This window comes from Corallococcus sp. CA047B (genome assembly GCF_003612065.1).
Taxonomy (GTDB): Bacteria; Myxococcota; Myxococcia; order Myxococcales; family Myxococcaceae; genus Corallococcus; species Corallococcus praedator.
On record NZ_RAWD01000043.1, the window covers coordinates 1 to 26218 of the forward strand.

Genomic DNA, 26218 nt, shown 5'->3' on the forward strand with positions numbered 1-26218 from the left:
CCCCTCCGGTGAAGGACTCCCCCTCCACCTCCAAGCCCTCCACCTCACAGCCCTCCTCTGGGAGCAGTACGCTGGTCTCGAAGGTGGCGGGCCTCCAGCACGCCTTCCCCCTGCTGGCGCCGCTGTATCTGCCGTTCGTGCGGCTCGCGGCGCGCGCCATCGATGACCGCATCCGCGTGTCGCGTGGGAGCAGTCCGGTCCGGGTGGCCAATGCCTTCGATGACGTGGCCCTGCTCCAGTGGCTGAGCGACCTGCTCGGCCAGTACACCGTGGGGGGCGCGGCGAACGCGATCAACACCGCCGTGGGGGCGAAGAAGTTGCAGGTCAACGGCAAGGCGGGGTTCGACCAGGCCGTGCGGAGCTTCTTCCAGTTCCAGGGGGGCAACTTCTACGCCCTCTGGCAGAACGCGAAGAGCGCGATCAGCGAGCAGGACGTCGAACAGTTCCTCGCGGGCAACCCGGTGACGGCCGGCTTCCTTCGTCGCGTCACGACCAACTTCATCGCCAACATCCATGAGCTCATCGACAACCTGGAGCACGACTTCGAGATGCTGGCGGAGCTCTTCGTCGATGACCGGAAGGAGCTGCAGGACCGCATCGTCCGGCTGACGAAGCTGGACCTGTCCGGGAGCGACCTGCACAAGGGAGGCAAGCAGGTGATCCTCCTCACCTTCGAGACGCGCGAGGGCAAGGCGAAGCGGCTCGTCTACAAGCCCTCGGACGTCATGATCGACTTCTGCCTGGTCGGAAGGTGCGACTACATGCGGAAGAACTCCGGGAAGTTCTCGCAGCTGCCCTTCCGTCCCAACAGCCTGATGGAGCTGCTCAACACGGGGATCCAGGAGCAGTTCCAGTTGCCCACCTACCGGATCCTCCCGCGCAAGGTGGGCACCCTCCGGGCCTATGGCTACATCGAGTTCGTCACCTATGATCAGTACATCGACAAGGCCCAGGCGCGGCTGTTCTACAGCGTCTTCGGCCAACTGCTGGCGATAGCCCTCACCTTCGGGCTGCGTGACTTCCACCTGAGCAACCTCATCGCGCACGAGGGCAAGCCGCACCTCATCGACCTGGAGATGGCCTTCGGACAGGTGACGAGCCTGACGGACACGAACCTGCTGGGCGGCGACTCCGCGGGGACGGGCTTCCAGGTCCAGCACTCGGGCCCCTACGTCGTGGGCTGGGATGACAGGTCGTTGTTCTATCTGGAGCGCAAGGCGGGCCACATCGAGCAGGGAAAGAACCGCGTCTTCTCCGACAAGACGAAGGAACTCATCGAGCCCAAGGAGTATCGCGATGAGATCCTGAACGGCTTCGAGTTCATGATGCGCCGTCTGGCCACGGACGCGGTGAAGATCATCAAGTGGTTCGAGACCATGCGCATCAGCGAGGTCGTCGTCCGGCACCTCATCAACACCGCGGACCTGGCAGCCACGCTGAACAACCTGCGCTCCATGGAGCAGAGCTTCGAGCGCCTGGAAGCCAGCGCGCTGGAGGTGGCTGACGAGGAGCGCCAGAAAGGTCCCGTGTCCGCCGAGACGGCGATCTTCACGCGCAACCTGGTCGCCCTGAAGCAGGGCGACCTGCCCTCCTATTATTTCCGACCCGGCAGCAAGGCCACCCTCATGGACAGCGACTACCGCGAGCTGCGCGCCCCCAGGACGGACGCTCTCATCCCGGCGCCAGGCTCGGTGGAGAACGTTCGAGCCCGGCTGGCGCGACTGTCCAACTCCGACAAGCTCCTCAGGGAGCAGATCCAGAAGTACCGGGCGGAGATCCGCAAGCAGCTCTAGGACGCGGCTCAGCGGGACGCGGAAGGCGCCGCGTCCTCCCCCAGCAGCAGTTGGCGGACGATGGGCACGGGCGGGTAGCCGTGGGAGACGACCGCGTCGTGGAAGCGCTGGAGGGTGAAGTCCTTGCCCCACTTCACCTTCGCCTCCTCGCGCAGCTCCATCAGCATCTTCTTGCCCAGCGCGTAGACGAGGTACGTCGGATCCGACGTGCCACGGCGCGCCTCGCGCTCCGCGTTGATGCGCGTCATGTACGCCTCCTCCTCGAAGAGGCGCACCGCCTGGTCGTACGTCATCCCCCGCGTGTGCAGTGACAGGCCCGCCACGTAGCGCGCCAGCCGCTGGAGGTAGAGCGCCAGCTGGTTCAGCCGCAGCCGGTCCGCCTGCGGCCCCGCGCCGCCGTAGCCCTCGTCCAGCATCATCTGCTCGGTGTACAGGCCCCAGCCCTCGGCGAAGGAGCCCGAGCCGAACAGCCTGCGCACCTTCGACTGGATGCGGTGGGTCCACAGGAACTGCACGTAGTGCCCCGGGTATGCCTCATGGATGGAGACGAGCGGCAGCGCGTAGCGGTTGTAGAAGCTCATGTGCTGCGTGGTCTGCTCCGCGCTCCACGTCGGGTCCGGCGGCGTCACGTAGTAGTACGCCTCCGTCGCCTTCGCCTCGAACGGGCCCGCGGTGCTCATGCTCGCGAAGGACAGCGCCCGGTTGAACGCCGGCGTCTCCGCCACCCGCGCGCGCACTTCGCTGGGCACGGTGATGATGTGGTGGTCGATGAGGAACTGGCGGATGTCCTCCAGCGTCGCCGTCGTCGTGGACACCAGCTCCGCGGGGGCCGGGTGCTCCTTGCCCAGCTCGCGGTACACGTCCATGGGCGCCTTGCCCGGCGCGATTCGCCCCGCCACCTCACGGAACTGCGCCTGCGTGCGCTTCATCTCCGAGCGCCCCCAGGCCAGCAGCGAGTCGATGCTCTCGGTGACGCCCTCCTCGTACTGGAGCTTCTTGCGGTACGTCTCCTCTCCGATGGCGAAGGCCCCGTTGGAGCGGGGCAGCAGGTCGTCCTTCAGGAAGCGGATGTACCCGTCGATGGCCTCCAGGCAGCGCGCCTGCTCCTTCTGGAAGGCCGCCTGGAGCGCGGCGTCCTTCACCGGCGCGAAGGCCTGCGGCAGCGTCTGCGCGTAGAGCGCGCGCGTGCCCTTCGCCTGCTCCAGCGCGATCTCCGTCCAGAGCTTCGGCGGGTTCTGGAGGTTCGCGGGCGCCGCCGCGAAGACCTCCGGCACCACCGCCATGCGCTTCACCGCCGAGTGCATCCGCTCCTCCAGCGGCGCGAAGTCGCGGTTGATGAGCTGGAACACGGCCCCCGAGGCGAAGCCCAGGTAGGTGTTCGGGTTGCGCTCCCACGAGCGCACCACCTCCTGGTCCAGGATGCGCGCGCGGAAGTGGTTCTCCAGGATGTCGTAGTCGGCCCGGTCCTCCGGTGGCAGCGCGCCACGGTCCACCGCCTTGGGCAGCGCCGCGAGCTGCGCCTTCAGGTACGCCAGGTTCGACGCCCGCTCCTCGGCCCGGAAGCCGCGCAGCTCCCCGTCATGGGCGTGGATGCCCGCGGACGTGGCGGACATCGGCGAGCGGCGGAAGTGCTCCTCCAGGTGCGCGTCCACGAAGGCGCGCAGCGCCACCTGGGCGGGAGACAGCGCGGGCGTGGCGGCATGGGCGGCCGGGGACTCCGCCTGGGCCGGTGGGCGCGTGGTGGTGCAGCCAGGGGACAGCAGCAGCAACGCGGCGAGGATGCTCGTGGGGCGCAGTGCGTTCATGGAGCCTCGGGGAAGGGACGCGGGAGCGTCGCCGAAGGGCCCCGGCACGACAAGCCTCAGGCGAGGACCGCCCACCGGGGGTCGGTGGGCGGTTCATCGGCTCGCTCAGAGCGGCTGGATGGCTTCGCCAGGGGCACCGACCGCGAGGTCCTGCCTGCCCGAGGTGACCTCGTTGGGCAGAGAAACCCCCGTCCCCAGCTCCCCGACATGACGGCCGGTGGCGGCAAGCGGGCTGGGCGTGACCTCCAGCGTGAAGTCACCGGCGTTGTTGTTCTCATTGCTCTCGGCGATCACACCGTCGACATCCGCGAGCAGCACGAGGTGATAGGTGCCCGGCGCGATGGCGGAGGAGAACGTGATGGTCGAAGGCGGCAGCGTGGAGGTACCGGCACCGGCCCCGATGTTGACCGCGCCAATGGAGCCCAGCGACTGGTAGTTGGCATCCGTCAGGAAGATCCCGACCCTCGAGGCCGTGTTCGCCGGGCAGCGCGTGTACAGATCGAACGTCATGACGGTGGAGCCTCCAGGCTGGATTGACGCCGGGGTGATCGTGCCGCCCGTGAAATAGAAGTCGGCCGGCTTGGTCGTGCCCAGGACAGACGTCGTCGAACGGATGGTGGTGCTGTCCACCCGACCCAGGATGTACCAGGTCTGTGGCTGACAGGCGGCCGCGATGGCCTCCAGTTGGGCAACCGCATTCGCCTGCATCGACAACCGGGAGATGTACCGCGACTGGGTCCCCGCGGGCGGGAAGTACGGCCCCAGTCCGCTGCCATTGAGCAGGATCTGCTGCGTGAACAGTTGCCAGACACCGGTGCTCCCGTTCGCGCTGGCCGAAAGATAGAACGTCACCTGGGCCGCCGCGGCTCCGACGCCAGACTTGCTTCCCGTCATGGTGTAGTTGACGGTGAACCCGGCGAGCGGGTCGGCGATGGCAGCGGGCGCGGTCAGGATGTTCATCTGCACCTGGGCCCAGGCGGAATTCGATGCAAGCACAACCAGGAGGAAGAGGGACGCAGCCGTTGCCTTGATTTTCATGTGCAATTCCTTGCACAAACACCGCCCGCAATGCAAGACGGCCGCCAAGGATTACAGACGTGCCGTTAATTTCCGCGCCCGTTCCTCTTGAGAGGTATTGCCGCGGGCCCGGCGGCTAGTTCAGCGTCCCGCAGTCGGCGATGCGTTGCACCCGAAGCGCGGCCAGCCGCTCCAGCGGTGCCGCCACGTCCGCGCCTTCAAGCAGCGCCACCGCGCGGGCGATGGCGTCCAGGGTGGACATGCCGGCCGGATGCGAGGGTTCGCGGAGGCGGAGCATTCCGGGCTCGGGCGGTGGCAGCACCAGCCGAGGGAGCGCCCGCAGCGCGGGAAGCCGCTGGGTCATCCGCCGTGCCTGCGACCAGTTGCCGTCCAGCACCACCAGCTGCTTTGGCGCGGGGGCGTCCGGTGGTGCGACGGGGCCGTCGGGGAAGAGCAGCCAGGTGCCCGGCTCGCTGAGCAGGGAGGTGTCGAGCGCCTCGGTCATTCCACCGACGATGAGCAGCTTCGCGTTCGCGAGGGCCAGCGCGGCCACGCGGCCAGTGTTGCTCCGCTTCGCGGTCTCCAGCACGTGCTGGAGCAGGAGGAACCGGGTGCGGGTCTCCACCTGGGGAATCTCAGCGCACAGGCACAGGTGGATCGCGAGGTTGCAGCGCGGGCAGCGGGGCGGGCGGTCGGCTCGGGACATCTCTTCCGCCATCCTGGGCCGGCCGCCCCGGGAAGAAAAGCGCTCGTTGCCGGGCACGCCTGACCCTTCGTGACAGCACCCACCCCACCGGGGGCACGGCCGGCTGGAAGCGAAGCGCAGGCGGTGGATTCCTTCCGTCGCGCGCGGGGCCGGGGGCGCTTGCGTTGGACAGGATCCGTTCTGTCTGACACGGTCCTCGCCCATGGCGCCCTCCCCCACCCCACCTGCCTCCCCCTGGTGGGTCGAGCGCGCCGAGCTTCTCCTCGCCCCATCGGATCCGCGGACGTTGGGCCTGGGCGCGCAGTGGGAGCTGCTCGAGCGGTTCGCCTTCGTTCAAGAGAACGTCGAACCGGAGCTGCTCCTGCTCGATGTGCGGGCGCGCCCGGAGCTCCAGGCGCTCTGGACGGCGCTGGAGGCGCGTGCGCTCGTGGTGACCGCAGCGCTGGATGCGACCGGCGCGGACGTCGCCCGGCAGCTTCGCTCGGGAGACCTCTCCGCGGCGGGCTTCCGGGAGCAGTGGGAGGGACTGGGCTTCACCGAGTCCACGGGCCGCGCGAGCACGGCGGCGGATGACTGGCTCGAGGGCCTGCTGCGCATTTCGCGCATCACCACCGGCCAGGACCGGCCCCCGTTCGGTCAGGTGAACATGGCCTCACGGGCCAGGCGCATCTCCGACTTCCTGTCCATCACGAGCCCCGGGCCGCGCGACACCGTCTACGACCTTGGCTGTGGCAATGGGAAGTTCGCCATCACCGTGGCCGCCAGCTCCTCCGCCCGGGTCAAGGGCGTGGAGTATGGACAGACATACGTCGAGTCCGCGCGCCGCAATGGCGAACGTTTCGCGTTGCCGAACCTGGAGTTCATCCACGCGGATGTCCGCGACGTGGACATGTCGGACGGCACCGCGTTCTACCTGTACTTCCCCTTCTGGGGAGAGGTGGCGCACGCGGTGGCCCGGATGCTCGGGGACTTCGCGCGGGCCCGGGACATCACCGTGTACGCCCAGGGCCCGCGCCTCGACTACGGAGAGCATTTCCTCGAGCAGGTGACGCAGGGCGCGCTGTGCCTCGCGCCGGAGCGCCTGGACTTCGCCGACGTGATGGTCCTGCGCAGCGCCGCCTTCGCGTAGTGCGAGGCGGCCCGCGACCGGGCCTGGACGCTCAGTAGAGGTAGTTCAGCGCGAGGATGTCGTATTGGGAGAACTCGCCGGTCGCGGTCGAACTGAAGCAGGAGTTCATGATGGACAGAGGGTCCACGGTCGGCGTCCCGGGAATGAGGATGCCACCCACGCCTGCTGAACCTTCGCTGCCGCCGCAACCCGCCGTGTTGAAGAAGTCCGTGTGGCGCAGGCCGAGGGTGTGGCCCAGCTGGTGGGTGATGACGTGCTCATTCACGTCCACGCTGTAGCTCTGCAGGCCGGTCCCGATGCTGATGGTCCCGTAGGGAAGGCCGCCCGAGGGGTATCCCGAGGAACCGTTGGCCCCGCTCATGGTCGTCGCGGTGATGTTCGCGTTGCAAGCGCTGCTCGGCCCCCGCGTCATGGTGAAGCGCAGCCCCAGGCTGTTGTAGTTCTGGATGGCCAGGTCGAGCCCCTGGCTCAGCCGGCTGTAGCTGTTGAACGCCGCGGTGGGATTGATGCAGATCCGCGTCACGCTCGCACCGACGAGGTTGGTCGTGCGGTAGTGCTCCGCGGTCCCCTCGTCGCGCTGGAGCATCTCCTGGGACGCCTCAAGGCTCACCTGGGCGTCGTGCCCCAGGTACACGGCACCGTCGACGACCCGGATGTCCTCGGCCGGAAACCCGGCTTCGATGAGGTTGGAACGGATCGCCTCGTTCTCCGAGGGCAGGTCGGTACCGCAGCCGGACAACAACACGCCACAGCTCACCACGAGGACTGCCGCTGGCTTGAACATTCTCGTTTCCCCTCTTGTCCTGAAGCGTTTCTTCCCACGGTCCCGGCACGGGAGCGTCGGGGCGGACAACACACCTTTCTAGGACACCTCACCCTCAAAAACCAGCAAGCACGGATTAAGCAATAATCACAACAATCCCTGCCACACACGTCTTGAGACCCGTGGGCGTGCGCGGGTGCGTCATGCCCGCGAGCCGATGCGCTTGCGCAGTCGCTGGGCGGCGAACTCCAGGAAGGCCGCCGCCGCGCGACGCTGGGGGCCCGGCAGGTGGACGAGGTGCACCGGAACGGGCTCCGGCTCGAACGGCTCAAGCACCACGCGCAGCCGCTTGTCCGCGAGCAGCGAGTCCACCTGATAGGAGAGGACCCGCACGAGCCCCACGCCGGCCAGCGCGGCTTCGATGGCCGCCTGGGCCGTGTTGACGATCAGCCGTGGATGCACGGCGACGCCTCGCTCCCGCCTTCCACCGCTCGGGAAGGACCACCGGTCCGCGATGGGGGTCGTGGTCGTGAACGCGATGCAGGCGTGGCGGGCCAGCGCCTCCGGGTCCTTCGGCACGCCCGCGCGTTTCAAGTACGCCGGGCTCGCGCAAAGGACCGACCGCACGTGGCCGATCCTGAGGGCCCGCAGCGCCGAGTCGGAGAGCGCGCCGATGCGCACGCCCAGGTCGATGCCCTCCTCCGCCAATGACACCACGCGATCGAGCAGGGTGAGCCGCAGGTCCAGTTGGGGATGGGCCTCCAGGAACTCCGCCACCACGGGCACGAGGTGGAGCTGGCCGAACAGCACCGACGCCGTCACGGACAGCGTGCCGTGCAGCTCGGCCCGCGCGTCCGAGGGCGCTTCGAGCAGCTCGAACTCCGCCAGCGCCCGGCGGCTGCGCTCGAGGTAGCGCTCCCCCTCTCCCGTGAGCGAGACGGACCGGGTGGTCCGGTTCAGCAGGCGCGTGCCCAGCCGCTTCTCCAGCGCGGCGACGGCGCGGGTGACGCTCTGCGGGGAACGTGAGTGGGCGCGGGCCGCCTCGATGAAGCTTCCCAGGCTCGCGACGGACACGAAGAGGCGCCACTCCCCGACTCGATCCATTGTTCCACCTCCTGGAATACTGTTACCACGGACGCGCCATTGTTGACGAAGCGGGAGGTCCGTACCTTGGGAAGACTGGAGGTTCTTCTCAATGAAACCCATCTCAAGTGATGTGGCCTTCTCCCCGGCGGTGAAGCAGGTGCAGGGCGAGCGCGGCTCCAGGGCCGCGTATGCCCGGATGGAGCGCGCCGGGGGCTTCGAGACCGAGGTGACGGAGGACCTGCGCGCGTTCCTGGCGCAGGTGAACACGGGGTTCCTGGCCACCGCGAGCGCGGATGGACAGCCCTACGTCCAGCATCGAGGGGGCCTCCCAGGCTTCATCCAGGCGCTTGATGATCACACGCTCGGGTTCGTCGATTTCGTGGGCAACCGCCAGTACGTCTCGACGGGCAACCTGTCGGAGAATGATCGGGTCTGCCTCTTTCTCATCGACTACGCGCACCAGCGCCGCGTCAAGGTCTGGGGCACGGCGCGCGCCGTCCCCGCGACGGACGCAATGCTGTCCCGGTTCGCTCCCACGGAGCCCCGGGCGCGCCCCGAGCAGGTGATCCTCATCACGGTGAGCGCCTGGGACGTGAACTGCCCGAAGCACATTCCCCAGAAGCTCGATGCCTCCGAGGTGGCCCAGGCGCTCCAGCGACTGGAGAAGCGCATCGCGGAGCTGGAAACCGAGAATCGCAGCCTCAAGGCCGATCTCCGGCTCCGCGATTCAAAGACATGATGCGGACCTGAAAGGGGTTAGAGTCCGAGGCATGCGTTCATTGCTTCCCTGGCTTGCCCTGGCATTGCTGACAGCTTTCCCCTCCCAAGCGCAGACCCGCGTCCCTCCACCCGCCAACGGTTCCTATGGCGTCGAGGTGGAGGACTACATCTTGTCGAACGCACTGAACGAGTCGACAGGGCTGGCCTGGGCTCCGGACGGTTCCCATCGTCTCTTCGTGACGCTCAAGAAGGGTCAGGTCCTGATCTTCCAGAACGGCGTATTGCAGCCGATGCTCTTCATCACCGAAGACGTGGTGACCGAGAACGAGCAGGGATTGGTGAGCCTCGTCTTCGACCCGGATTTCACGAACAATCACTACGTCTACTTCTTCGCCACCCAGGAGGGCCCTGCCATCCGGCCTGTCACCCGGATCCTCCGGTACACCGACGTCGAGGGCGTGGGAATGGACCGCACCGTCATCGTGGACAACATCCCCGCCAACTCCTATCACAACGGCGGTGGCTTGGCCTTCGGTCCTGACGGTCTGCTGTACTTCGGGGTAGGAGACAGGGGAGGAGAGGGAACCGACGATGACCTGACGCTGATGGCGTCGAAGATCAACCGCGTCCACAAGGACGGGACCGTCCCCACGGACAACCCCTTCTACGACGGCCCCGGCCCCAACAACGATCTCATCTGGGCCCGGGGCTTCCGCAATCCCTTCCGGATGCGCTTCCAGCCTGGCACGTCACATCTCTGGGTCAACGTCGCCGGAGACAGGGCTGAGCAGATCTTCCGGGTGGGGCCGGGCGACCACGCGGGCTGGTCCCTGTACGAGAACAACCAACCCGAGGGCTACCTGAAGCCGCAGGTCACCTACAACCCGGCGGGGTGGGATGAGTACGCGTTCACGGAGACAGGCGCGGTCCGCAAGGATGGCGTCGTGACCTTCACGGTGGAGGATGCCTGGCGCCCGGTTTCCTCCCTCCTGCGTCAGGGCACGCGGCTCCACCTGATCGATGTGCGGGATCCGAGCTTCAACGGGCTCGCTTTCATCTCTGGATTCCCCTCGCCCCACACCTTCACGGTGGCGCAGCCTGGGCCCGATGCGGTGAGTGGAGGCGGCAGCTTGAGGACGGATTGGATGGGCTATGCCCTGGTGGGCGGCGCCTTCTGCGAGGGCCCGCTCTTTCCTCCGGAGTACCAGGGCAACTATTTCTTCGCGGACTTCAGTGGCAATTCCTATCGCGCCGTCCTCCGACCGGACAGCTCCGTGGACCGGGTGGAGCTGTTCCTGATCGGCATGGGCCCGTTCACCGACATGACGATGGGACCGGACGGGGCTCTGTATGCCTTGGCCTACGGGGGGCAGATCATCCGGGTCACCCCCCTCCCGCCGGGACTGAGCTTGGTCGTGTCGTCGCAGGACCTGGTCATCCCGGAAGGAGGGACGAAGACGATCATGGTGTCCCTGTCCGCGCCCCCCACCAAGCCGATGACCGTCATCGCGGAGCTGCGTGAGGAAGGAGACTTCCAGGTGAGCGAAGGCCGCGTGCTCGGCTTCAACGCAACCAACTGGAGCGTCCCGCAGTTCGTGACGATCTCCGCCGCCCAGGACGCGGACGCCGACGTCGACCACGGTACGGTCTACTTCACCACGTACGAGGGTTTCCCGGAGGGCCTTCCCGGAGCGGACATCCGGGTGCGCACCTCGGAGGATGAAATCCAGGCGCTCCAGCTCTCCGCTACCTCCCTGGACCTGGAGGAAGGCACGGGCGGCTCCTTCACCGTGGCCCTGGCCTACGCGCCGACAGCGCCCGTGACGCTCACCGTCGCGCGCACGTCGGGGAGCGAAGACGTGACCGTCACGGAAGGCGCAACCCTGACGTTCACCCCGGAGGACGGTACGGCGCCGAAGACCGTCACCGTCGCGACGACCCGGGACTCCGATAGTGATGATGACATCGCGGTGTTCACGGTATCCGCGCCCGGGATGGAAGCGCGGGCCGTCACCGTCACCGCCCGGGATGTCGCCGGGGTGCCTGTCATCACCTCCGTGCCCGTCACGGAGGCCACTGTCGGTGAGCCCTATGCCTATTCTGTCACGGCGGCCGGGCGGCCCGCGCCCGTGCTCACGCTGGAGCAGGCCCCGGAGGGCATGACGCTGAACGCTGAGTCCGGACTCCTGTCGTGGACGCCCCCGGCTGAAACGACCGTGAGCGTGTCCGTTCGCGCGAGCAATGGGCAGACGCCGGATGCGGTGCAGACGTTCCAGCTCCGGGTCCAGTCGCCAGTCGCGGCCGACGCGGGAACGGAGCCGGATGGTGGCGGGGCGATTGATGCTGGATCCGAAACGGACGCGGGCCCTGATGCCGATGCGGGCACCGTCGCGGACGCAGGCACCGAGGTTGATGCGGGCACCGTCGCGGACGCGGGCACCGGGCTGGATGCGGGCACCACGCACGACGCCGGCACGGTGCCGGACGGGATGGAGGACGAATCCGGCGGCTGTGGCTGTGGCGCCACCGCGATTCCGGGCGTCCTGGGCTGGTGGCTCCTGGCGGCACTGGTGTGGAAGCCCCGCCGGGCACGGCACTGACAGGGGCCGGACTTCTGGCGCCTGCACAGCTTGAAGCCCGGCCCTCCGCGACAGGGGAGCCGGGCTTCCAATCATTCACATGTCGGCACCGGACAGGGCCCTACGCCTTGAACATGCCGATCACTTCCGAGGACGGCATCGGACGCGAGAACATCGGGAAGTCGTACTTGAGCGCGTTCTTGTGCTCTTCCGATGAGGTCGCGGCAGTGCAGTCGACGAGGGTGATGACGTCGTAGCCGTGCTCGTACGCGGTGCGCATCGTGGACTCGACACAGCAGTTGGTGAGGAAGCCGCCAATCACCACCGTCTTGATGCCCTTGCTGCGCAGGATGAAGTCGAGGTTCGTGCTGGCGAAGGTGTCCAGCCCGCGCTTGCCTTCAATCACGATGTCGCCCTTCTGCGGCTCCAGCGAGTCGATGATCCGCGCGCCCCAACTGCCCTTCACGAACGCCTTCCCGTCGACCACGCCCTTCAAGATGCCGTAGGGGTGCCGGGTCAACTCGCCGTAGCCCTCGGCGAAGGAGATGGGCACGTGCATCACCGTCACGCCCTTCGTCCGCGCGGCCCTCACCAGCGCCTCGGTGTTCTGGAGCATCTTCGTTTCGGCCATCACGCCCTTCACCGCCGGGTGCAGCACGCCTCCCTCGGTGGCGAACTCGTTCTGGTATTCGATCAGCAGCACGGCGGTGGTCGACGGGTCGAGCGACATGGCGGACTCCGGGGCGAAGGGCCTGACCTGCCCTTTCCGGGCAGGCCTGTTATGTTTGCCAGCCCCTCGGAGAAGCGGTCAAGCCGCGCCCGTCCCAGGAGTCGTGAGGCCGCGATGCCCGAGCCGATGACCGCCACGCAACCCGCGACGCGGCAGCGCTTCACGGCGGCGACCCGGCTGGAGCGCCACCGACACGTGACGGGCTACACCTCCGTCATCGTCGCGGGGGGCTATGTGGAGGCGGGGGACTCCGGCCGCTTCCGACTGCGCGCGGGCTCCGTGGTGTTCCACCGCGCCTTCGAGTCGCACGCGAACCACTTCGACACCACCGGGGCCGTCGTCCTCAACCTGCCGCTTCCCGCCTCGGCGCCCGATGTGGCCGCAGGACTGCTGCGGGATGTGGATGCCGTGGTGCGGCTGGCGCGGAAGGACCCGAGGGCGGCGGCGGACCTCGTGGCCTCGTCACCCGTGGCGCCCATCACGGGTCCCGGGGACTGGCCGGACCTGCTCGCCGCCGCGCTGCGCGACAATCCCTCGCTGGGGCTCCGGGAATGGGCGGAGACCACGGGCCTCGCGGTGGAGACGGTGGCTCGCGGCTTCAAGCGGGCCTATGGCGTCTCACCCAAGCGCTACCGGGCCGACGTGCGCGCGCTCCAGGCCTGGCGACAGATTCCCCGTTCGACGCTGCCGCTCGCGCAGCTCGCACTCGCGCTGGGTTTCACCGATCAGGCGCACATGACCCGCGACGTCGTCGCCCTCACGGGCCGGACGCCCGCGGCCCTCCGGCGCGGAGCTCCGCTGCGCGAGGGTCAAGTGGATCCAAGAACGGCCCGGCGCTAGCGATTACACGACGCAGGCATGAACCGACGCGACTGTCTCTCCGCGCTGCTCGCCCTGCCCTTCGCCGCAACGATGGGCTGCGCTTCCCGAAGCCCTCGGCCCTCCTCCTCCGCTTCCCCTCCCCGCACCCGCTGGAAGGTCGCCGAATCCGAGGGCATGGATGCGCTCTGCTTCCTCAATCCCCTGTCCGGGGAGTCCTTCTACGCGCGCTACTATGCCGAGGAGCTGGCGCGGTTCACCCCGCGCTTTCCCTCGGACGCCGTCCCGTTGATCAAGCAGCTCATGGCCTCGTCGAAGGCGCAGCACCGGATGATGGGCCCCTTTCTCTGTCTGGTGTTCTCCGCCGGGCCCACGGGGACGCTCGCGGACCTGCGCGGTGCGCTCACGAACGCGGAGACGCGGCTGCTGCCGGGCTTCCGCGCCAGCCCGTACTGGGAGCCCGAGGCCTGGGACTGGTTCCTCACCGCCCGTCCCGAGCTGGCCCGCGTGCTCGAAGCGCTGGCCGCGAGCGACTTCCCCACGTTCCGCCGGGAGGTGCTCGGAGACCTCGTGGAGCAGCGCGCGGCGGAGCTTCGACAGCGGCTGGCCGGAGTCGACGTCATCGCCGAACAGGAGCGGCTGCTGGGCCACCGCCTGGAGGAGAACATCACCATCGACCTGCTGCACTTCTCCAAGCCGCACGGCATCAAGGTCATCGGGCAGCGGTTCCTGACGCACCGGACCTACTCCGATGCGCTGATCATCCGGAACGCGGCGCATGAGATCCTGCACCCGCCCTTCGACGCCACGCATCCCTCCATCCTCGCGGCGCTGGAGGTGCTGCGACGCGACCCGCTGCTCCCCCGCATTGTCGCGGACCATGATCCGGCCTTCGGCTACACCACGCTCGAAGGCCTCTTCGACGAGGACACCGCCGAAGCGCTGGAGCAGCTCATCACCGAGCGGCTCGGCGTCGCCGTCCCGGCACGCGAGCGCTGGCGCAAGGCCGACGACGGCATGCACGTGCTGGCCGCCGGACTGTACGGACTCCTCAAGGCCGACGGCTTCGAGCGCACCGGCGGCGTCATCCAGGAGTGGCTGGGCAAGGCCGCGCACGAGGGACGGCTTGGGCCCGCGTCGCTGCACGCCTCGGCGGCCGGCGTGCTGGGACTGCCTTCCGAACAGCTCTGGGTGCCGCCCGCGCCGAAGTGAGCCACGGCCAGGATGCCGCGCGGCATCAGGAAGACGGGGCGGCCCCGCATCGCCGCGAAGCTTCCACTGCGTCCCGCCGCGCGTCAGTTCCCCGGGGCCCGGGGCGTCGCTGTGCGGCGCCGTGCTAGCCTGAGCCCTCTCCATGAACTTCCGTTTTCAATGCTGGGTGCAGCGGCACGCCAGTCGCCGGGTCACGCTCACGCCGCTGGCCCTTCCCCACCTCGCCGTGCACGCGGACTCGCTGGAGAAGGCCACCGAGGAGCTGACGCTGGCGCTGGATGATCAGCTCACCCGCGTACACCCCCGCCGGGTGCCGGAGTTCATCGCCGCGCCCGACGGCGTCCTGCACACGCTGGAGGTGCCGGGCATCCCCGTCTGGGGCGCGGAGGAGAACACCGTCTCACCGCTGCACTTCTCCGCCGTCGTCGCCCCCGCGCACCAGTCCTTCACCGGACTTCACACCCCGAGGCTCGGAACGCACCTGTGGTTCCAGGGCAAGGCGCTTCCCCCGGACGCGACGGAGCGCTTGAGCGAACAACTGGAGGGCCTCTCCGACGCGCGTCGGCTCGCGCTGCGCCCGGAGGGCCAGGAGTCGCTGGTGGAGTTGGAGGTGCAGGCCACGCCCACCCCGCTCGCCACCCTCACCCCGCGCCAGCTTCGCCTGGACATCCGCCCGCCGCCGCGTCCTCCGGATGCTCCAGCGGAGAAGTCGGACGCCGCCGGCCTGGACGACGAGGACGAGGACGCGCTGGACCCGGACTCGTGGGAGCCGCGCCGCCGCTCCCGCCGCCGCGACGCGGGCGCACGGCCCCAGAAGCCGCCCCCCACTCCCACGCTGGACCGCATCGCCGTGCCCTGGCATGCGCTCGCCCAGGACGGTCAGCTCGACCCCGCGTACGAGCAGGACGCCCTGGTGACGCTGCTCCGCGCGCGCCTCGCGGCGAAGGACGCGGAGTCCGTGGTGCTGGTGGGTCCCTCCGGCGTGGGAAAGACGGCGGTGCTCCACGCGCTCGCCCAGGAGCTGCGCGCGCCCGCAGGCACCGCATCCGAGCGCGCCCGTCCCTTCTTCTTCCTGGATGGCAGCCGCCTCATCGCGGGCGAGGGCATGATGGGCGACTGGCAGCAGCAGGTGATCCGCTGCCTGCGTGAAGCCGCCGAGTCGCACGCGATCCTCAGCCTGGGCCACGCGGTGGACCTGCTGGACGCGGGCAAGAGCGCGCACAGCGATCAGAACGTGGCCCAGCTCCTCCTGCCGCTGCTCGCCACCCGCGAGGTGTCCGTGGTGGCGGAGGCCACGCCGGAGACGTGGGCCCAGGTGGAGCGCCGCAACGCCAGCTTCGCTCGCCTCTTCTCCGTGGTGCGCGTGGAGGAGCCGTCAGCGGACGCGCTGGCCCGAATCCTCGCGCGCGTGGCGGAGGACGACGCGGGACCCAAGCCGCTGGAGGTGCTGCCCGAGGCGCTCGACGAGGCGCGCTTCCTCTGCCGCCGCTTCCTGCCCTACGGCGCGCAGGTGGGCAACGCGGTGGCCTTCCTCCGCCGCCTGCTGGCCACGTGCGCGCACGCGGCCCAGCCGCGCGTCACCCGCCTGGACGCCGTCCGCCAGTTCGCCTCCGAGTCCGGCATCCCCGAGTCGCTCCTGCGCGACGACGTCCCGCTGGAGCCGGCCGGGGTGCGCGCCTTCCTCTCCACGCGGGTGCTGGGGCAGGAGACGGCGGTGGAGCGCGCGGCGGCGGTGGTGTCCGTGCTCAAGGCGGGCCTCGCCGACACCCGCCGTCCCCTGGGCGTGCTGCTCTTCGTGGGCCCCACCGGCGTGGGCAAGACGGAGCTGTCCAAGGCCCTGGCGGAGCTGCTCTTCGGCGCGAAGGAGCGCATGGTCCGTCTGGACATGGGCGAGTACGCCGGCCCGGATGCGCTGCTGCGCCTGCTGGGTGACGGCGAGACGCCCGGACACCTGTCTTCCGCGGTGCGCCGCCAGCCCTTCTGCGTGGTGTTGCTGGACGAGGTGGAGAAGGCCCACCCCGCCGTGCACGACGCGCTGCTGGGCGTGCTGGGCGAGGGCCGCCTCACCGACGCGTCCGGCCGCTTCACCGACTTCCGCAACGCGGTGCTCGTGCTCACCAGCAACCTGGGCGCGGACACCTGGCGCGCCCGCGTGGGCTTCGACTCCTCCGGCGGCGCGCCCGACACCGCCGCCCTGCGCGCGCACTACCTCGCGGAGGTGCAGCGCTTCTTCCGCCCGGAGCTGTTCAACCGGCTCGATGACGTGGTCGTCTTCTCTCCCCTCTCCCAGGACCTGCTGCGCCGGCTGGTGGTGCGCGAGGTGGAGGCCGTGTGCCGCCGCCCGGGCCTGTCCCTCCACGACGCGGCGCTGGAGGTCGCCCCTTCCGCGCTGGACTGGCTGGCCGCGCGCGGCTTCGACCCGCGCTATGGCGCCCGTCCCCTCAAGCGCGCGCTGGAGCGGGAGCTGGTCGTGCCGGTGGCGGCATGGCTCGCCGCGCATCCCCGGGGCGGCGCGGTGAAGCTGTCCGTGGAGGCCGGCGACACGGGGCTCGCGCTGCGCGCGGAGGCGGTGGGCGGGGACGCGGAGGGCGTGGGACGGCAGGCCATCGAGCAGGTGCTGGAGGACGCGGCCAGCCTGCGCGCGGAGGTGCAGCGCTGGAGCCGCTGCGAACCCATGCTGGCCCTGCGCCGCGAGCTGGCCGTCTTCGACAAGGCGTCCCGCCAGCCGGCGTACTGGGAGGAGCGGGCCCTGGCCGAGGCGTCCTCGCGCAAGTCGTCCGAGGCGCGCGAGTTGGACAAGGCCTTCCGAGACTGCGCGCAGCAGGCCGAGGCCGTGGAGGACCTCCTCTTCGAGGCGCACCTCACGCGCGCCGTGGGACAGGCGGAGTCCCTGGCCCGCGACGTGGCCGGACTGCGGCGGGCCTTCCAGCCCCTGCGCCAGCGCATCCACGCCAGCCTCTTTCCGCCCTCACGCGGCGTCACCCTCCTGCTCGTTCCCGGACGCGGCGCGTGGCCGCACCTGTGCACGCTGGCGAAGGCCTACGAGGCCTGGGCCCAGGCGCAGTCCATCGCCTTCCAGCGGGCCCTGCTGCTGCCCGAGGAGCCCAAGGACGGAGAGAAGCCGAAGCCCTCGCGCAAGGACAAGGACCTCCGGCACAAGTGGAGCTGGGAGCAGAAGGCGGAGCTGGCCACGTTGAAGCGCACTCCCGCCGCGTATGCGCTGCAGCTCACCAGCGACACGCTGCCGCTGCTGCTCGCGGGTGAGCAGGGCGTGCACCGCTTCGTCGAGGGCAGCCAGGCCGCGCTGGTGCGCGTGCGCTTCGAGCCGCAGCCCCTGGCCCTGCACGCACTGCCGGCGCTGGAGGACCTGGAGAAGTCGCTGACGAAGGAGGAGGTGCGCCGGCTGCGTCCCTCCTCCAGCGACCTGGGGGGAGGCTCATTGGAAGACCTGCGCACCGGCGCGAAGCAGCGCTACGGGTCGGCGGGGCTGGACATGGAAGCCCTGCTGGAAGCGTGGTTGCAGTGGCGCGTCTTCGGCGCGCGGAAGGAGGACTGACGCCATGGACCTCAAGCTTCCCCTGGTGGTGTGCCCTCTTGGCGGACGGCTGGTGCAGGCCTGGGTGCCCGCCTTCTGGCCCCGGCTGAGCGGCGTGGGCCCCAGCCTCTCCACGCTCCGCGATGAGCTGGCGCTCGCCGTCATGGAGCGCTTCGAGAAGGAGCCCGTGGCCAACGTAGCGGCCTATCAGCTCCCGCCGCACCTGGCCCTGCGGCACGTCAACGTGGACACGGAGGCGAGGGACCGCGAGAAGAACAAGCGCGTCGTCCTCCAGGGCCGCATGGCCGTGCTGCTGGAGAAGTGGCCGCGCGACGAGTTCTGGGTGGTGACGCCCACGCGGCTGCCCGCGGCCCGCTTCGCGCTCGGCCACCCGGACGCGCTGCCCCAGGCGCTCGCGCGCCGGCTGGCCGCGTGGTGCCTGGAGCACGACCTGGAGAACCTGGACGAGGCCTGGTCCACCGGACACGAGCGGCTGGAGCTGCTGGAGGTGGACGCGTACGCGCCCACCGTCCTCCCGAGGACTCCGCCCAAGCCCCCCACTGCGGCGCGCCGCCGCAAGACCACCGCCGAGAAGAAGAAGGAGCCGACCCCGGAGACGCCCGAGCAGCGCGAAGCGCGCCGCAACCGCCGCCGCCTGTCGCTCGTGGAGCTGCGCGCGGTGGCCCGCAACCTGAGCCATGGCGCGCGGGACGGGGCGCTGGAGCACTGCTTCGGCCGCGAGGCCCTGGTGCGCGAGGTGGTGGACGCGCTGGAGGGGCGCGAGGGCGCCGCGGTGATCCTCGTGGGCCCGTCCGGCTCCGGCAAGACAGCGCTGGTGCACGAGGCCGTCAGCCGCCTCACCGCGCGGCAGGACGCCGCGGGCACACGGCGCGACGTGTGGCGCGTGGACGGCAACCAGTTCATCGCGGGCATGATGTATGTGGGCCAGTGGGAGGCCCGCGCGCGCGGCGTGGTGCAGGAGCTGGTGGAGGTGGGTGACCTGCTCTACGTGGACGACCTGGCCTCGCTCGTCTACGCGGGGCGCACCCACAGCGAGCGCACCAACGTGGCGCAGTTCCTGGAGCCCCACCTGGCGCGCGGTGAGCTGACGGTGCTGGCCGAGTCCACGCCGGAGCGCTTCGAGCGCGTGCGCGAGGAGGCCCCCACCTTCGCCTCGCTCTTCCGCGTGGTGCACGTGCCGGCGCTGGACGCGCGCGCCACGCTGCCCGCGCTCCTGGGCACGCTGCGCGAGCTGGAGGCCGCGAGCCACGCGGGCGCGGTGCGGCTGTCCCCGCTGGCGTTGGAGACGCTGTTGGATCTGCAGCAGCGCTTCGTCGCGCACGAAGCCTTTCCGGGCAAGGCCGTCCGGCTGCTGCGCCGGGTGGTGTCGCGGCCCGGCACGCAGGAGAACGGCGTGCGCCGCTTCACCCAGGAGGACGTCACCTCCGCCATGCGCGAGCAGACGGGCCTGCCGGACTTCGTGCTGGGCAGCGCGCCGCCGAAGACGCGCGACGCGCTGGAGCGTGAGCTGGCCGCGCAGGTGGCGGGCCAGCCGGAGGCGGTGTCCGCGGTGGTGGATGCCATCCTCACGCTGCAGCGCTCGTTGCAGCCGCCGGACAAGCCGCTGGCCACGTACCTCTTCGTGGGCCCCACCGGCGTAGGCAAGACGGAGACGGCCAAGGCCCTGGCGCGCACCCTCTTCGGCGGCGAGGGGCGGCTCGTGCGCTTCGACATGTCGGAGTTCGTGTCCGCGTCCAGCATCACCCGGCTGCTCGGCATGCCGGGCGCGCCGGACGGTGAGTTGACCACCGCGCTGCGCACCCAGCCTTTCTGCGTGGTGCTCTTCGACGAGGTGGAGAAGGCGCACCCGCGCGTCTTCGATGCCCTGCTCCAGTTCCTCGGCGAGGGGCGGCTGACGGATGGTGCCGGCCGCACGGTGGACGCGCGACAGGCGGTGGTGGTGCTGACGTCCAACCTGGGCGTGCGCGAGGCCGCGGCGCGCACCGGCTTCCATCGCACGGCCGACAGCGCGGAGGCGCACTACCTGTCCTCCGTGCGCGCCTTCTTCCGCCCGGAGTTCTTCAACCGGTTGGACCGGGTGGTGCCCTTCCGGCCGCTGACGCCCACGGCGCTGCGCGTGGTGGTGGAGCACGCGCTGGAGTCGCTGCTGTCGCGCCGGGGCATCCGCCGCGGCAACGTGCTGGTGGAGGTGGAGCCCGCGCTGTTGGATCTGCTCGTGGAGCAGGCCTATGACCCGCGCTACGGCGCGCGTCCCCTCAAGCGCGCGCTGGAGCGGCGCCTCACGGTGCCCCTTGCCCACCACCTGGTGCGCCGAGGCGCCGAGGACCTCGCCCGGGTGGAGCTGTTCCCCCGGGGCGACGACATGGGTCTGTCCGTGGAGCTGATGGCGCGCGAGTCGGCCTGGGCGCCGGAGCCGGACCCGGCGGTCTGGACGCTGGCGGATGTGTCGCGCGTGCTGGAGGAGACGGCGTCGCGGCTGGATGCGCTCTCCGCCGGGGAGGCGGCACGGCCTCGCGCCCCGGCGGCGAACGCGGAAGCGTTGGAGCTGCTGGAGCGGCTGGAGCGCCTCCGTGTGGAGGCGGTGGACATCCGGGAGACCGATCTGGCGGAGCGCGACTTCGTGGAGACAGAGGAGGCGGTGCCCAAGGAGGTCGAGCGCGCGTACGACTGGCGCCGCAACCCCGGTCGCGGTGGCCTCCGGGCCCGTCCGACCTATGCCTCCGTGCCCCTGCCGGTGTCCCGCGAGGAGCGGCTGCGTCGCTGTCGCCCCCGGGTCGTGAACCTGCGGGACGAGGTGGACTGGCTTGCGCATCAGCTCGCCTGCCGCGAGCGCGGGCCGGACGTGCGGACCATGCTCATCGAGGGACTGGGCGATGCACCCGTGTCCGCGTTGGAGGCGGTGGCGCGCGCGCTGCCGCAGGCCCTGGGGCGCGCGGCGGTGCACGAGGAGCGCGTGGAGCCGGAGGGCCGCATCGCCTGGGCGCCTCCCGGCTCGCAGCGTCCGGTGGGGGTGCGGGTGCGGCGCATCGCCGTGAGCCTCACCGCCTTCGGCCTCGCGGAGGTGCTGGCGCCGCTGGAGGGATACGCACTGGTGGAGACCCTCCGTGGCGACCTGGTGCGCCCTGCGCCCGTGCGCGTGGAGCTGATGGACGGCGACGTGGGCCTGATGGACGACGTGTCCGGGGCCGTGGCCGCGCGGGATGCGGTGCGCGCGGCGGAACGCGAGGCGCGGCGCGCGGGGACGGCACGGGAGCAGCGCCCTGGCCGCGTGGTGGTGGAGGGAAGCGAGAGCGGGCTTCTACACCTGGCGAGCCGGCGCACGCCGTCGGAGGCGCTCGCCTGGGCCGGGTGCGTGCTGCGGCGCGCGACCCGGAAGGAGGGCTGAGCCATGGACAAGAACTTTCATCTCTTCGTGCGCCGCTACCCGGGACTGGGCGTGGCGGCCCACGTGCTGACGCACCCGCACCTGGCGTCGTTCGCCGCCGACCTGAGCACCGCGCGGCTGGACCTGGCGGAGGTGGTGGGCCGCCTCCTGCGCCGCGGCGAGCTGTGGGATGACGTGACGCACTGGGAGGATCTGCGCCAGCGCCGCATGGCCTTCACCGTGCGCGCCATGCAGCACGGGCGGCTGTTGCCCGTACCGCTGCGCCTCACGGTGGTGACCCACGGCGGGCGCGGCGCGTCTCGCACCGCGCGCAAGGGCGACACGGCGAAGGCGAAGGCGAAGGGGCCGCTGCGGGTGTGGGTGCCGCGCGTGGGCGTGGAGGGCATGCTGCACGACGCGGCGGACCTGGAGTCCTACGTGGAGGAGCTGGTCCGCCACGAGCTGTACCTCGCGCCGCTGGAGCGGCTGCACGGGCTGGCGTACCTGGGCGAGGAGTCGGTGGAGACGCTGTCCGTGCCGTCGCGCGGGAAGCAGACGCCGAAGGCCCGCGCCGACGAGGAGACCTCGAAGCAGCCGAAGCGCCTGCCACCGCCTCCCGGGCTCGCGGAGGCCAGCCGCTGCCTCAACGAAGAGGCGCGCGCCGGACTGCTGGAGCGCGCGTGGGAGCGCGACGCGGAGGTGGCCCGGCTCGCCGAGGCCGTCACCGCGAGCAGCCGCGCCAGCGTGCTGCTGGTGGGCCCGGCGTCGGTGGGCAAGACAGCGCTCGTGCACGAACTGGTGCAGCGCGCGGAAGTCGCCGCCGTGGGCCATCCCCTGCGCGGCCTGGAGGTCTACAGCACGTCGGGCGGCCGCATCATGGCCGGCATGCGCTACCTGGGGCAGTGGCAGGAGCGCGTACAGCACATGGTGGAGGCGCTGCGCGTGCGCCGCGCGGTGCTGCACCTGGACAGCCTGTCGGAGCTGCTCTCGCTGGGCGGCGGCGACACGGGGCTGGACGTGGCGCGTCACCTGCTACCGGCCCTGGAGGGCGGAGAGGTGGCGCTGGTGCTGGAGGCCACCCCGGAGGACGTGGCCCGCGCGGAGCGGACGCACGGGGCCTTCCTGCAGGCGCTGCGGCAGCTCTCGGTGGCGCCCCTGGCCGCCGTGGCCGCGCGCTCCGCGCTCCAGCAGGCCTCGCAGCGGGTGGCCCGCGCGCGCAAGGTGCGCTTCACGCAGGACGCGCTGGAGCGCGCCGCCGAATTGACGGAGCGCTTCGGAGACGGCCCACCTCCCGGGGGCGCGGTGGCCCTCTTGCGCTCGGCCAGCACCCAGCCCTCCTCCACCGGAGAAGTGGACGCGGCCGGGGTGACGCAGGCCTTCTGCACGCGCACCGGCTACCCGCGCGAGCTGGTGGACACGTCCGTGCGATTGGATCCGGAGGCCCTGCTGCGGCGCTTCCGCGAGCGCATCGTCGGCCAGGACGAGGCCACGCTGCTGCTGCGCAACCTCATCGTCACGCTGAAGACGGGGCTGGCGGACCCGTCCCGCCCGCTGGGCGCCTTCCTGCTGCTGGGCCCCACCGGCGTGGGCAAGACAGAGTCCGCGCTGGCGCTGGCGGAGTACCTCTTCGGCGACACGTCCCGGCTGGCCCGCTTCGACATGGCGGAGTACGCGGCGCCCGGCAGCGCCGCGCGACTGGTGGGCGAGGTGGGCGGCCAGCAGGGCGGCCTTGCGCGCCGCGTGCGTGAGCAGCCCTTCGGCGTGGTGCTGCTGGACGAAGTGGAGAAGGCGGACGCGGGCGTCCATGACCTGCTCCTCCAGGTATTGGGCGAGGGACGCCTCACGGACGGCACCGGCCGCACCGTCAGCTTCCGCAACACGGTGGTGCTGCTCACCAGCAACCTGGGCGCGGACAGCGCGGGGCGCTCGCTGGGCTTCGGCGGGGGCAGCGTGCGCGACCTGGAGCAGCACTACCTGGGCGCAGCCACCGCCTTCTTCCGACCCGAACTGCTGAATCGGCTGGATCAGGTGGTGCCCTACCGGCCCCTCACGCCGGACGTCATCCGGGCCCTGGCGCGGCGCACACTGGAGGCGGCCCTGGCGCGCGAGGGGCTCACCCGTCGGGGTGTGAAGGTGTCCTTCGGCGAGGACGTGGTGGAGTACCTGGCGCGCACCGGCTTCGATGCGCGCTACGGCGCCCGACCCCTGAAGCGCGCGGTGGAGCAGCACGTCGTCACCCGGCTGGCCCAGTGGCTCGCCGGACACGCAAGCGCCCCACCCGCCCAGGTGGTGCTGCGGGTGGGGACGGAAGGAACGGTGGAGCTCGGCCCGTAGCGATTGCGCTGCGTCATGCATGCTCAATGGAAGACAGACGCGGAGGGTCGAGGGCGTCTCTCATTGCCCAATCACCACACTTTCACCGCAGCAGCGAAAGTCCTGCATTTCCAGCAAGACTGACTATCCTCCTTGGCTCACAAAGGACCTGCCCTTGAAGGGCAGAGGAGGATCCATGGTGAACTGGTTCAAGCGTCTTTCCATGCATCGCCACGCGCCCCGGTGGCGCATCCTCGTGGCGACCGGAGCCCTGGCGGTCGCGTCGCTGCTGACCCCGGGAAGCGCGGTGGCCCAGGACGACTCACCCTGTCCCTTCTCGGGCGTGCTCTGCCTGTTCGACGGCGTGGACTACACGGGTGCGGTCTGGAACGTCCGTTCCATCACGCCCGGCGTGGGGGTGTGCGTGAACCTGCCGGAGCACGGCTGGGAGGACCGCGCGTACTCGGCCATCAACACGGGGAACTACTACGCGTCGCTGTTCCTCAACGAGGACTGTGTCGGCGGTCCGCACCCCGTTGATCCGCACTCGGGACAGAGCACCCTGCCCTTCCAGCCGAAGAGCGTCTGGGTGTACTGACCCCGCGGGCAGGCCCCGGCGCGGCTACCGGCGCTCGCTGTCCAGGTGGTGCATCTGCTCCGCCGGGTAGCGGTCGCCGGCAATCGTCACCAGCGACTCCAGCGCCGCCGCGTCCTCCTTCGACAGCGGCCGGGTGAGGGCGCCCAGCGCGTCGTCCAGCTGTGCCTGCGTCTTCACGCCCACCACGGGAACGAAGGCCGGCTGGCGCGCCATCACCCAGGCGATCGCGAGCTGACCCGGCGTCATCCGGCGCTCCTGGGCGAAGCGCTGGAAGGCGGCCACGCTGTCCTGGTTCTTCTCGCCGTTGTCGCCCGCGAAGCGCGGCAGGTACGCGCGGTAGTCCCCCTGCCCCTTCGGCTTGCTCCCCGTCAGCAGCCCCCGGGAAAAGACACCGTAGAGCGTCGCGCTGATGCCCAGCTCCGCGAGCACGGGGAAGATGTCCGCCTCGGGGCCACGGCTCGCCACCGAGTATTCAATCTGCAGGTCGACGATGGGGTGCACGCGGTGCGCGCGGCGGATCGTCTCCGCCCCCATCTCTGACAGCCCGATGTGGCGCACGTAGCCGGCCTTCACGAGGTCCGCGATGGCACCGATGGTGTCCTCGATGGGGACCGCGGGGTCCAACCGCGCGGGGCGGTAGATGTCGATGACGTCCACCCCCAGCCGCTTCAGGCTGTAGGCCGCGAAGGTCTTCACCGCGGCGGGACGCATGTCCATGCCCATCCAGCTTCCATCCGGCCCGCGCAGCGCCCCGAACTTCACCGACAGCTGCACCCGCTCCCGCCGGCCCGCGATGGCGCGCCCCACCAGCAGCTCGTTGTGGCCCATCCCGTAGAAGTCCCCGGTGTCGATGAGCGTGACACCCCGCTCGATGGCGGCCTGGACGGTCCGGATGCTCTCCGCGTCATCCGTCGCGCCGTACATGCCCGACATGCCCATGCACCCCAGCCCGAGCGGGAATACGTCCGGCCCCGTGGCCCCCAGCTTCACCGTGCGCTGCGCCTGCTTCGTCTCTTGCGTGGCCATGTGTCGCCCCTTCCGTGTGAGCAGAGATTCATCATTCGCCACGCTGAAATCCATTGAATAGGATGTATCCCAATCATGAACGCCATCTATGGAAGGAACCTGGACCTCAACCTGCTCCGCGTCTTCATCGTGGTGGCGGAGGCCGGCAGCGTCACGGCGGCGGCCGAGCGCCTCTACCTCACGCAGCCCGCGGTGAGCGCGGCGCTGAGACGGCTCGCGTCCGCGGTGGGCGCGCCCCTCTTCGTCCGCTCGGGGCGGGGGCTGGTGCTGACCACGCGCGGCGAGCGCCTGCTGGCTTCGGCGCGGCCGCACCTGGGGGCGCTCGTGGAGGCCACGCTGTCACCGGTGTCCTTCGACCCGATGACGAGCGAGCGGACGGTGCGCCTTGGCCTGTCGGACGTGACCGAGGCCTGGCTGCTCCCTCCCCTCCTCCAAATCCTTGCCCGGGAAGCGCCGCGCATGACGCTGGTGGTGCTGCCGGTCCAGTTCCGCACCGTCGTGGAGGCCCTGACCCGCTCGACGGTGGACCTCGCGGTGACGGTGGCGGATGAGCTTCCGGCCGGCACCCAGCGCCTGGAGCTCTTCAACGGGGGCTTCGTGTGCCTGTATGACCCGCGCCATGCGCGCGTCGGAAGGCGCCTCACCTTGGAGCGCTACCTGGAGCACGAGCACGTCATCGTCTCGTACAACGGAGACCTGCGCGGCGTCGTGGAGGACCACTTCGACGTCCAGCGCCGTGTCCGGGTGTCGGTGCCGACGTTCCAGAGCATCGGCGCCCTGGTGGATGGCAGTGCGCTGCTCGCCACGGTGCCACTCATGGTCGCGCGCGACATCCTCCGGCTGCGCCCGCACCTCCAGTCGACGGCGGTGCCGCTCGCGCTGCAGGGGACGCCGCTGGAGCTGCTCTGGCGGGGCGCGGTCGAGGACGACGAGGCCATCCGCTTCATCCGCGACCGCGTGGTGCAGGTGACGAAGGACCTCTGGCGCGACGCGTGACCGGCG

18 protein-coding genes are annotated in these 26218 nt (G+C 70.3%); 11 read left to right on the top strand and 7 right to left on the bottom strand.

Annotated elements, in window-relative coordinates:
* Positions 1-1793: DUF4135 domain-containing protein (locus D7X74_RS10045; RefSeq protein ID WP_120532706.1), on the top strand; the 1793-nt coding region annotated here is incomplete at its 5' end.
* An 8-nt stretch (positions 1794-1801) separates the two neighbouring features.
* Here the strand turns inward: D7X74_RS10045 and D7X74_RS10050 are convergent.
* The 3 genes from D7X74_RS10050 to D7X74_RS10060 form a co-directional block, all read right to left on the bottom strand.
* Positions 1802-3598 carry a DUF885 domain-containing protein gene (locus tag D7X74_RS10050; RefSeq protein WP_120532732.1) on the bottom strand — a complete coding sequence of 599 codons (1797 nt, stop codon included), beginning with the start codon at positions 3596-3598 and terminating at the stop codon, positions 1802-1804.
* A 105-nt stretch (positions 3599-3703) separates the two neighbouring features.
* Positions 3704-4636, bottom strand: coding sequence for a hypothetical protein (locus D7X74_RS10055; RefSeq protein WP_120532707.1), 933 nt, complete (start codon positions 4634-4636; stop codon positions 3704-3706).
* 115 nt (positions 4637-4751) lie between these two features.
* A complete protein-coding gene (locus tag D7X74_RS10060) occupies positions 4752-5321 on the bottom strand; it encodes a tRNA-uridine aminocarboxypropyltransferase (protein WP_120532733.1) in 570 nt (189 codons plus the stop codon).
* Positions 5322-5523: 202 nt separating this feature from the next.
* Between D7X74_RS10060 and D7X74_RS10065 the strand changes: the two genes are divergently transcribed.
* A complete protein-coding gene (locus D7X74_RS10065; RefSeq protein WP_120532708.1) occupies positions 5524-6450 on the top strand; it encodes a methyltransferase domain-containing protein in 927 nt (308 codons plus the stop codon).
* Between the two features lie 31 nt (positions 6451-6481).
* On the opposite strand, the gene D7X74_RS10070 is transcribed toward D7X74_RS10065, so the two are convergent.
* Together D7X74_RS10070 and D7X74_RS10075 are read right to left on the bottom strand one after the other, a co-directional pair.
* A complete protein-coding gene (locus D7X74_RS10070) occupies positions 6482-7234 on the bottom strand; it encodes a zinc-dependent metalloprotease (protein WP_120532709.1) in 753 nt (250 codons plus the stop codon).
* A gap of 180 nt (positions 7235-7414) precedes the next feature.
* Positions 7415-8317 carry a LysR family transcriptional regulator gene (locus D7X74_RS10075; RefSeq protein WP_120532710.1) on the bottom strand — a complete coding sequence of 301 codons (903 nt, stop codon included), beginning with the start codon at positions 8315-8317 and terminating at the stop codon, positions 7415-7417.
* A 91-nt stretch (positions 8318-8408) separates the two neighbouring features.
* Between D7X74_RS10075 and D7X74_RS10080 the strand changes: the two genes are divergently transcribed.
* Together D7X74_RS10080 and D7X74_RS10085 are read left to right on the top strand one after the other, a co-directional pair.
* Positions 8409-9038, top strand: coding sequence for a pyridoxamine 5'-phosphate oxidase family protein (locus D7X74_RS10080; protein ID WP_120532711.1), 630 nt, complete (start codon positions 8409-8411; stop codon positions 9036-9038).
* 151 nt (positions 9039-9189) lie between these two features.
* Positions 9190-11619 (top strand): sorbosone dehydrogenase family protein, encoded by a 2430-nt coding sequence (locus D7X74_RS10085; RefSeq protein WP_158622205.1) that lies wholly within the window; start codon positions 9190-9192, stop codon positions 11617-11619.
* A gap of 100 nt (positions 11620-11719) precedes the next feature.
* Here the strand turns inward: D7X74_RS10085 and D7X74_RS10090 are convergent, their stop codons facing one another.
* Entirely contained in the window at positions 11720-12328 is a 609-nt protein-coding gene (locus tag D7X74_RS10090) for a cysteine hydrolase (RefSeq protein ID WP_120532713.1), read from the bottom strand.
* A gap of 114 nt (positions 12329-12442) precedes the next feature.
* Here D7X74_RS10090 and D7X74_RS10095 point away from each other — a divergent pair, with 114 nt between their 5' ends.
* From D7X74_RS10095 to D7X74_RS10120, 6 genes are all read left to right on the top strand, one after another.
* On the top strand, positions 12443-13168 hold the full coding sequence (locus D7X74_RS10095; RefSeq protein WP_158622206.1) for an AraC family transcriptional regulator: 726 nt from the start codon (positions 12443-12445) through the stop codon (positions 13166-13168).
* 18 nt (positions 13169-13186) lie between these two features.
* Positions 13187-14359, top strand: coding sequence for a hypothetical protein (locus tag D7X74_RS10100; RefSeq protein ID WP_147446531.1), 1173 nt, complete (start codon positions 13187-13189; stop codon positions 14357-14359).
* Positions 14360-14501: 142 nt separating this feature from the next.
* A complete protein-coding gene (locus D7X74_RS10105) occupies positions 14502-17915 on the top strand; it encodes an AAA family ATPase (protein ID WP_120532716.1) in 3414 nt (1137 codons plus the stop codon).
* Between the two features lie 4 nt (positions 17916-17919).
* Positions 17920-21300 carry an AAA family ATPase gene (locus tag D7X74_RS10110; RefSeq protein ID WP_120532717.1) on the top strand — a complete coding sequence of 1127 codons (3381 nt, stop codon included), beginning with the start codon at positions 17920-17922 and terminating at the stop codon, positions 21298-21300.
* Between the two features lie 3 nt (positions 21301-21303).
* Entirely contained in the window at positions 21304-23613 is a 2310-nt protein-coding gene (locus D7X74_RS10115) for an AAA family ATPase (protein WP_120532718.1), read from the top strand.
* A 175-nt stretch (positions 23614-23788) separates the two neighbouring features.
* Positions 23789-24190: a peptidase inhibitor family I36 protein gene (locus tag D7X74_RS10120; protein WP_158620353.1), complete on the top strand. Its 402-nt coding sequence runs from the start codon at positions 23789-23791 to the stop codon at positions 24188-24190.
* Positions 24191-24214: 24 nt separating this feature from the next.
* On the opposite strand, the gene D7X74_RS10125 is transcribed toward D7X74_RS10120, so the two are convergent.
* A complete protein-coding gene (locus D7X74_RS10125; protein WP_120532720.1) occupies positions 24215-25216 on the bottom strand; it encodes an aldo/keto reductase in 1002 nt (333 codons plus the stop codon).
* Between the two features lie 75 nt (positions 25217-25291).
* On the opposite strand from D7X74_RS10125, the gene D7X74_RS10130 reads away from it, so the two are divergent.
* Positions 25292-26212, top strand: a complete 921-nt coding sequence (locus D7X74_RS10130; protein ID WP_120532721.1) for a LysR family transcriptional regulator — start codon at positions 25292-25294, stop codon at positions 26210-26212.
* The last annotated feature ends 6 nt before the right edge of the window (positions 26213-26218 follow it).

Excerpts from the sequence above, each read along its gene's own strand:
- D7X74_RS10050 (WP_120532732.1), bottom strand. The coding sequence starts at position 3,598 with ATGAACGCACTGCGCCCCACGAGCATCCTCGCCGCGTTGCTGCTGCTG.
- D7X74_RS10125 (WP_120532720.1), bottom strand. The coding sequence starts at position 25,216 with ATGGCCACGCAAGAGACGAAGCAGGCGCAGCGCACGGTGAAGCTGGGG.
- D7X74_RS10095 (WP_158622206.1), top strand. The coding sequence starts at position 12,443 with ATGCCCGAGCCGATGACCGCCACGCAACCCGCGACGCGGCAGCGCTTC.
- D7X74_RS10130 (WP_120532721.1), top strand. The coding sequence starts at position 25,292 with ATGAACGCCATCTATGGAAGGAACCTGGACCTCAACCTGCTCCGCGTC.
- D7X74_RS10090 (WP_120532713.1), bottom strand. The coding sequence starts at position 12,328 with ATGTCGCTCGACCCGTCGACCACCGCCGTGCTGCTGATCGAATACCAG.
- D7X74_RS10105 (WP_120532716.1), top strand. The coding sequence starts at position 14,502 with ATGAACTTCCGTTTTCAATGCTGGGTGCAGCGGCACGCCAGTCGCCGG.
- D7X74_RS10075 (WP_120532710.1), bottom strand. The coding sequence starts at position 8,317 with ATGGATCGAGTCGGGGAGTGGCGCCTCTTCGTGTCCGTCGCGAGCCTG.
- D7X74_RS10080 (WP_120532711.1), top strand. The coding sequence starts at position 8,409 with ATGAAACCCATCTCAAGTGATGTGGCCTTCTCCCCGGCGGTGAAGCAG.
- D7X74_RS10060 (WP_120532733.1), bottom strand. The coding sequence starts at position 5,321 with ATGTCCCGAGCCGACCGCCCGCCCCGCTGCCCGCGCTGCAACCTCGCG.
- D7X74_RS10120 (WP_158620353.1), top strand. The coding sequence starts at position 23,789 with ATGGTGAACTGGTTCAAGCGTCTTTCCATGCATCGCCACGCGCCCCGG.
- D7X74_RS10070 (WP_120532709.1), bottom strand. The coding sequence starts at position 7,234 with ATGTTCAAGCCAGCGGCAGTCCTCGTGGTGAGCTGTGGCGTGTTGTTG.
- D7X74_RS10100 (WP_147446531.1), top strand. The coding sequence starts at position 13,187 with ATGAACCGACGCGACTGTCTCTCCGCGCTGCTCGCCCTGCCCTTCGCC.
- D7X74_RS10115 (WP_120532718.1), top strand. The coding sequence starts at position 21,304 with ATGGACAAGAACTTTCATCTCTTCGTGCGCCGCTACCCGGGACTGGGC.
- D7X74_RS10065 (WP_120532708.1), top strand. The coding sequence starts at position 5,524 with ATGGCGCCCTCCCCCACCCCACCTGCCTCCCCCTGGTGGGTCGAGCGC.
- D7X74_RS10110 (WP_120532717.1), top strand. The coding sequence starts at position 17,920 with ATGGACCTCAAGCTTCCCCTGGTGGTGTGCCCTCTTGGCGGACGGCTG.
- D7X74_RS10055 (WP_120532707.1), bottom strand. The coding sequence starts at position 4,636 with ATGAAAATCAAGGCAACGGCTGCGTCCCTCTTCCTCCTGGTTGTGCTT.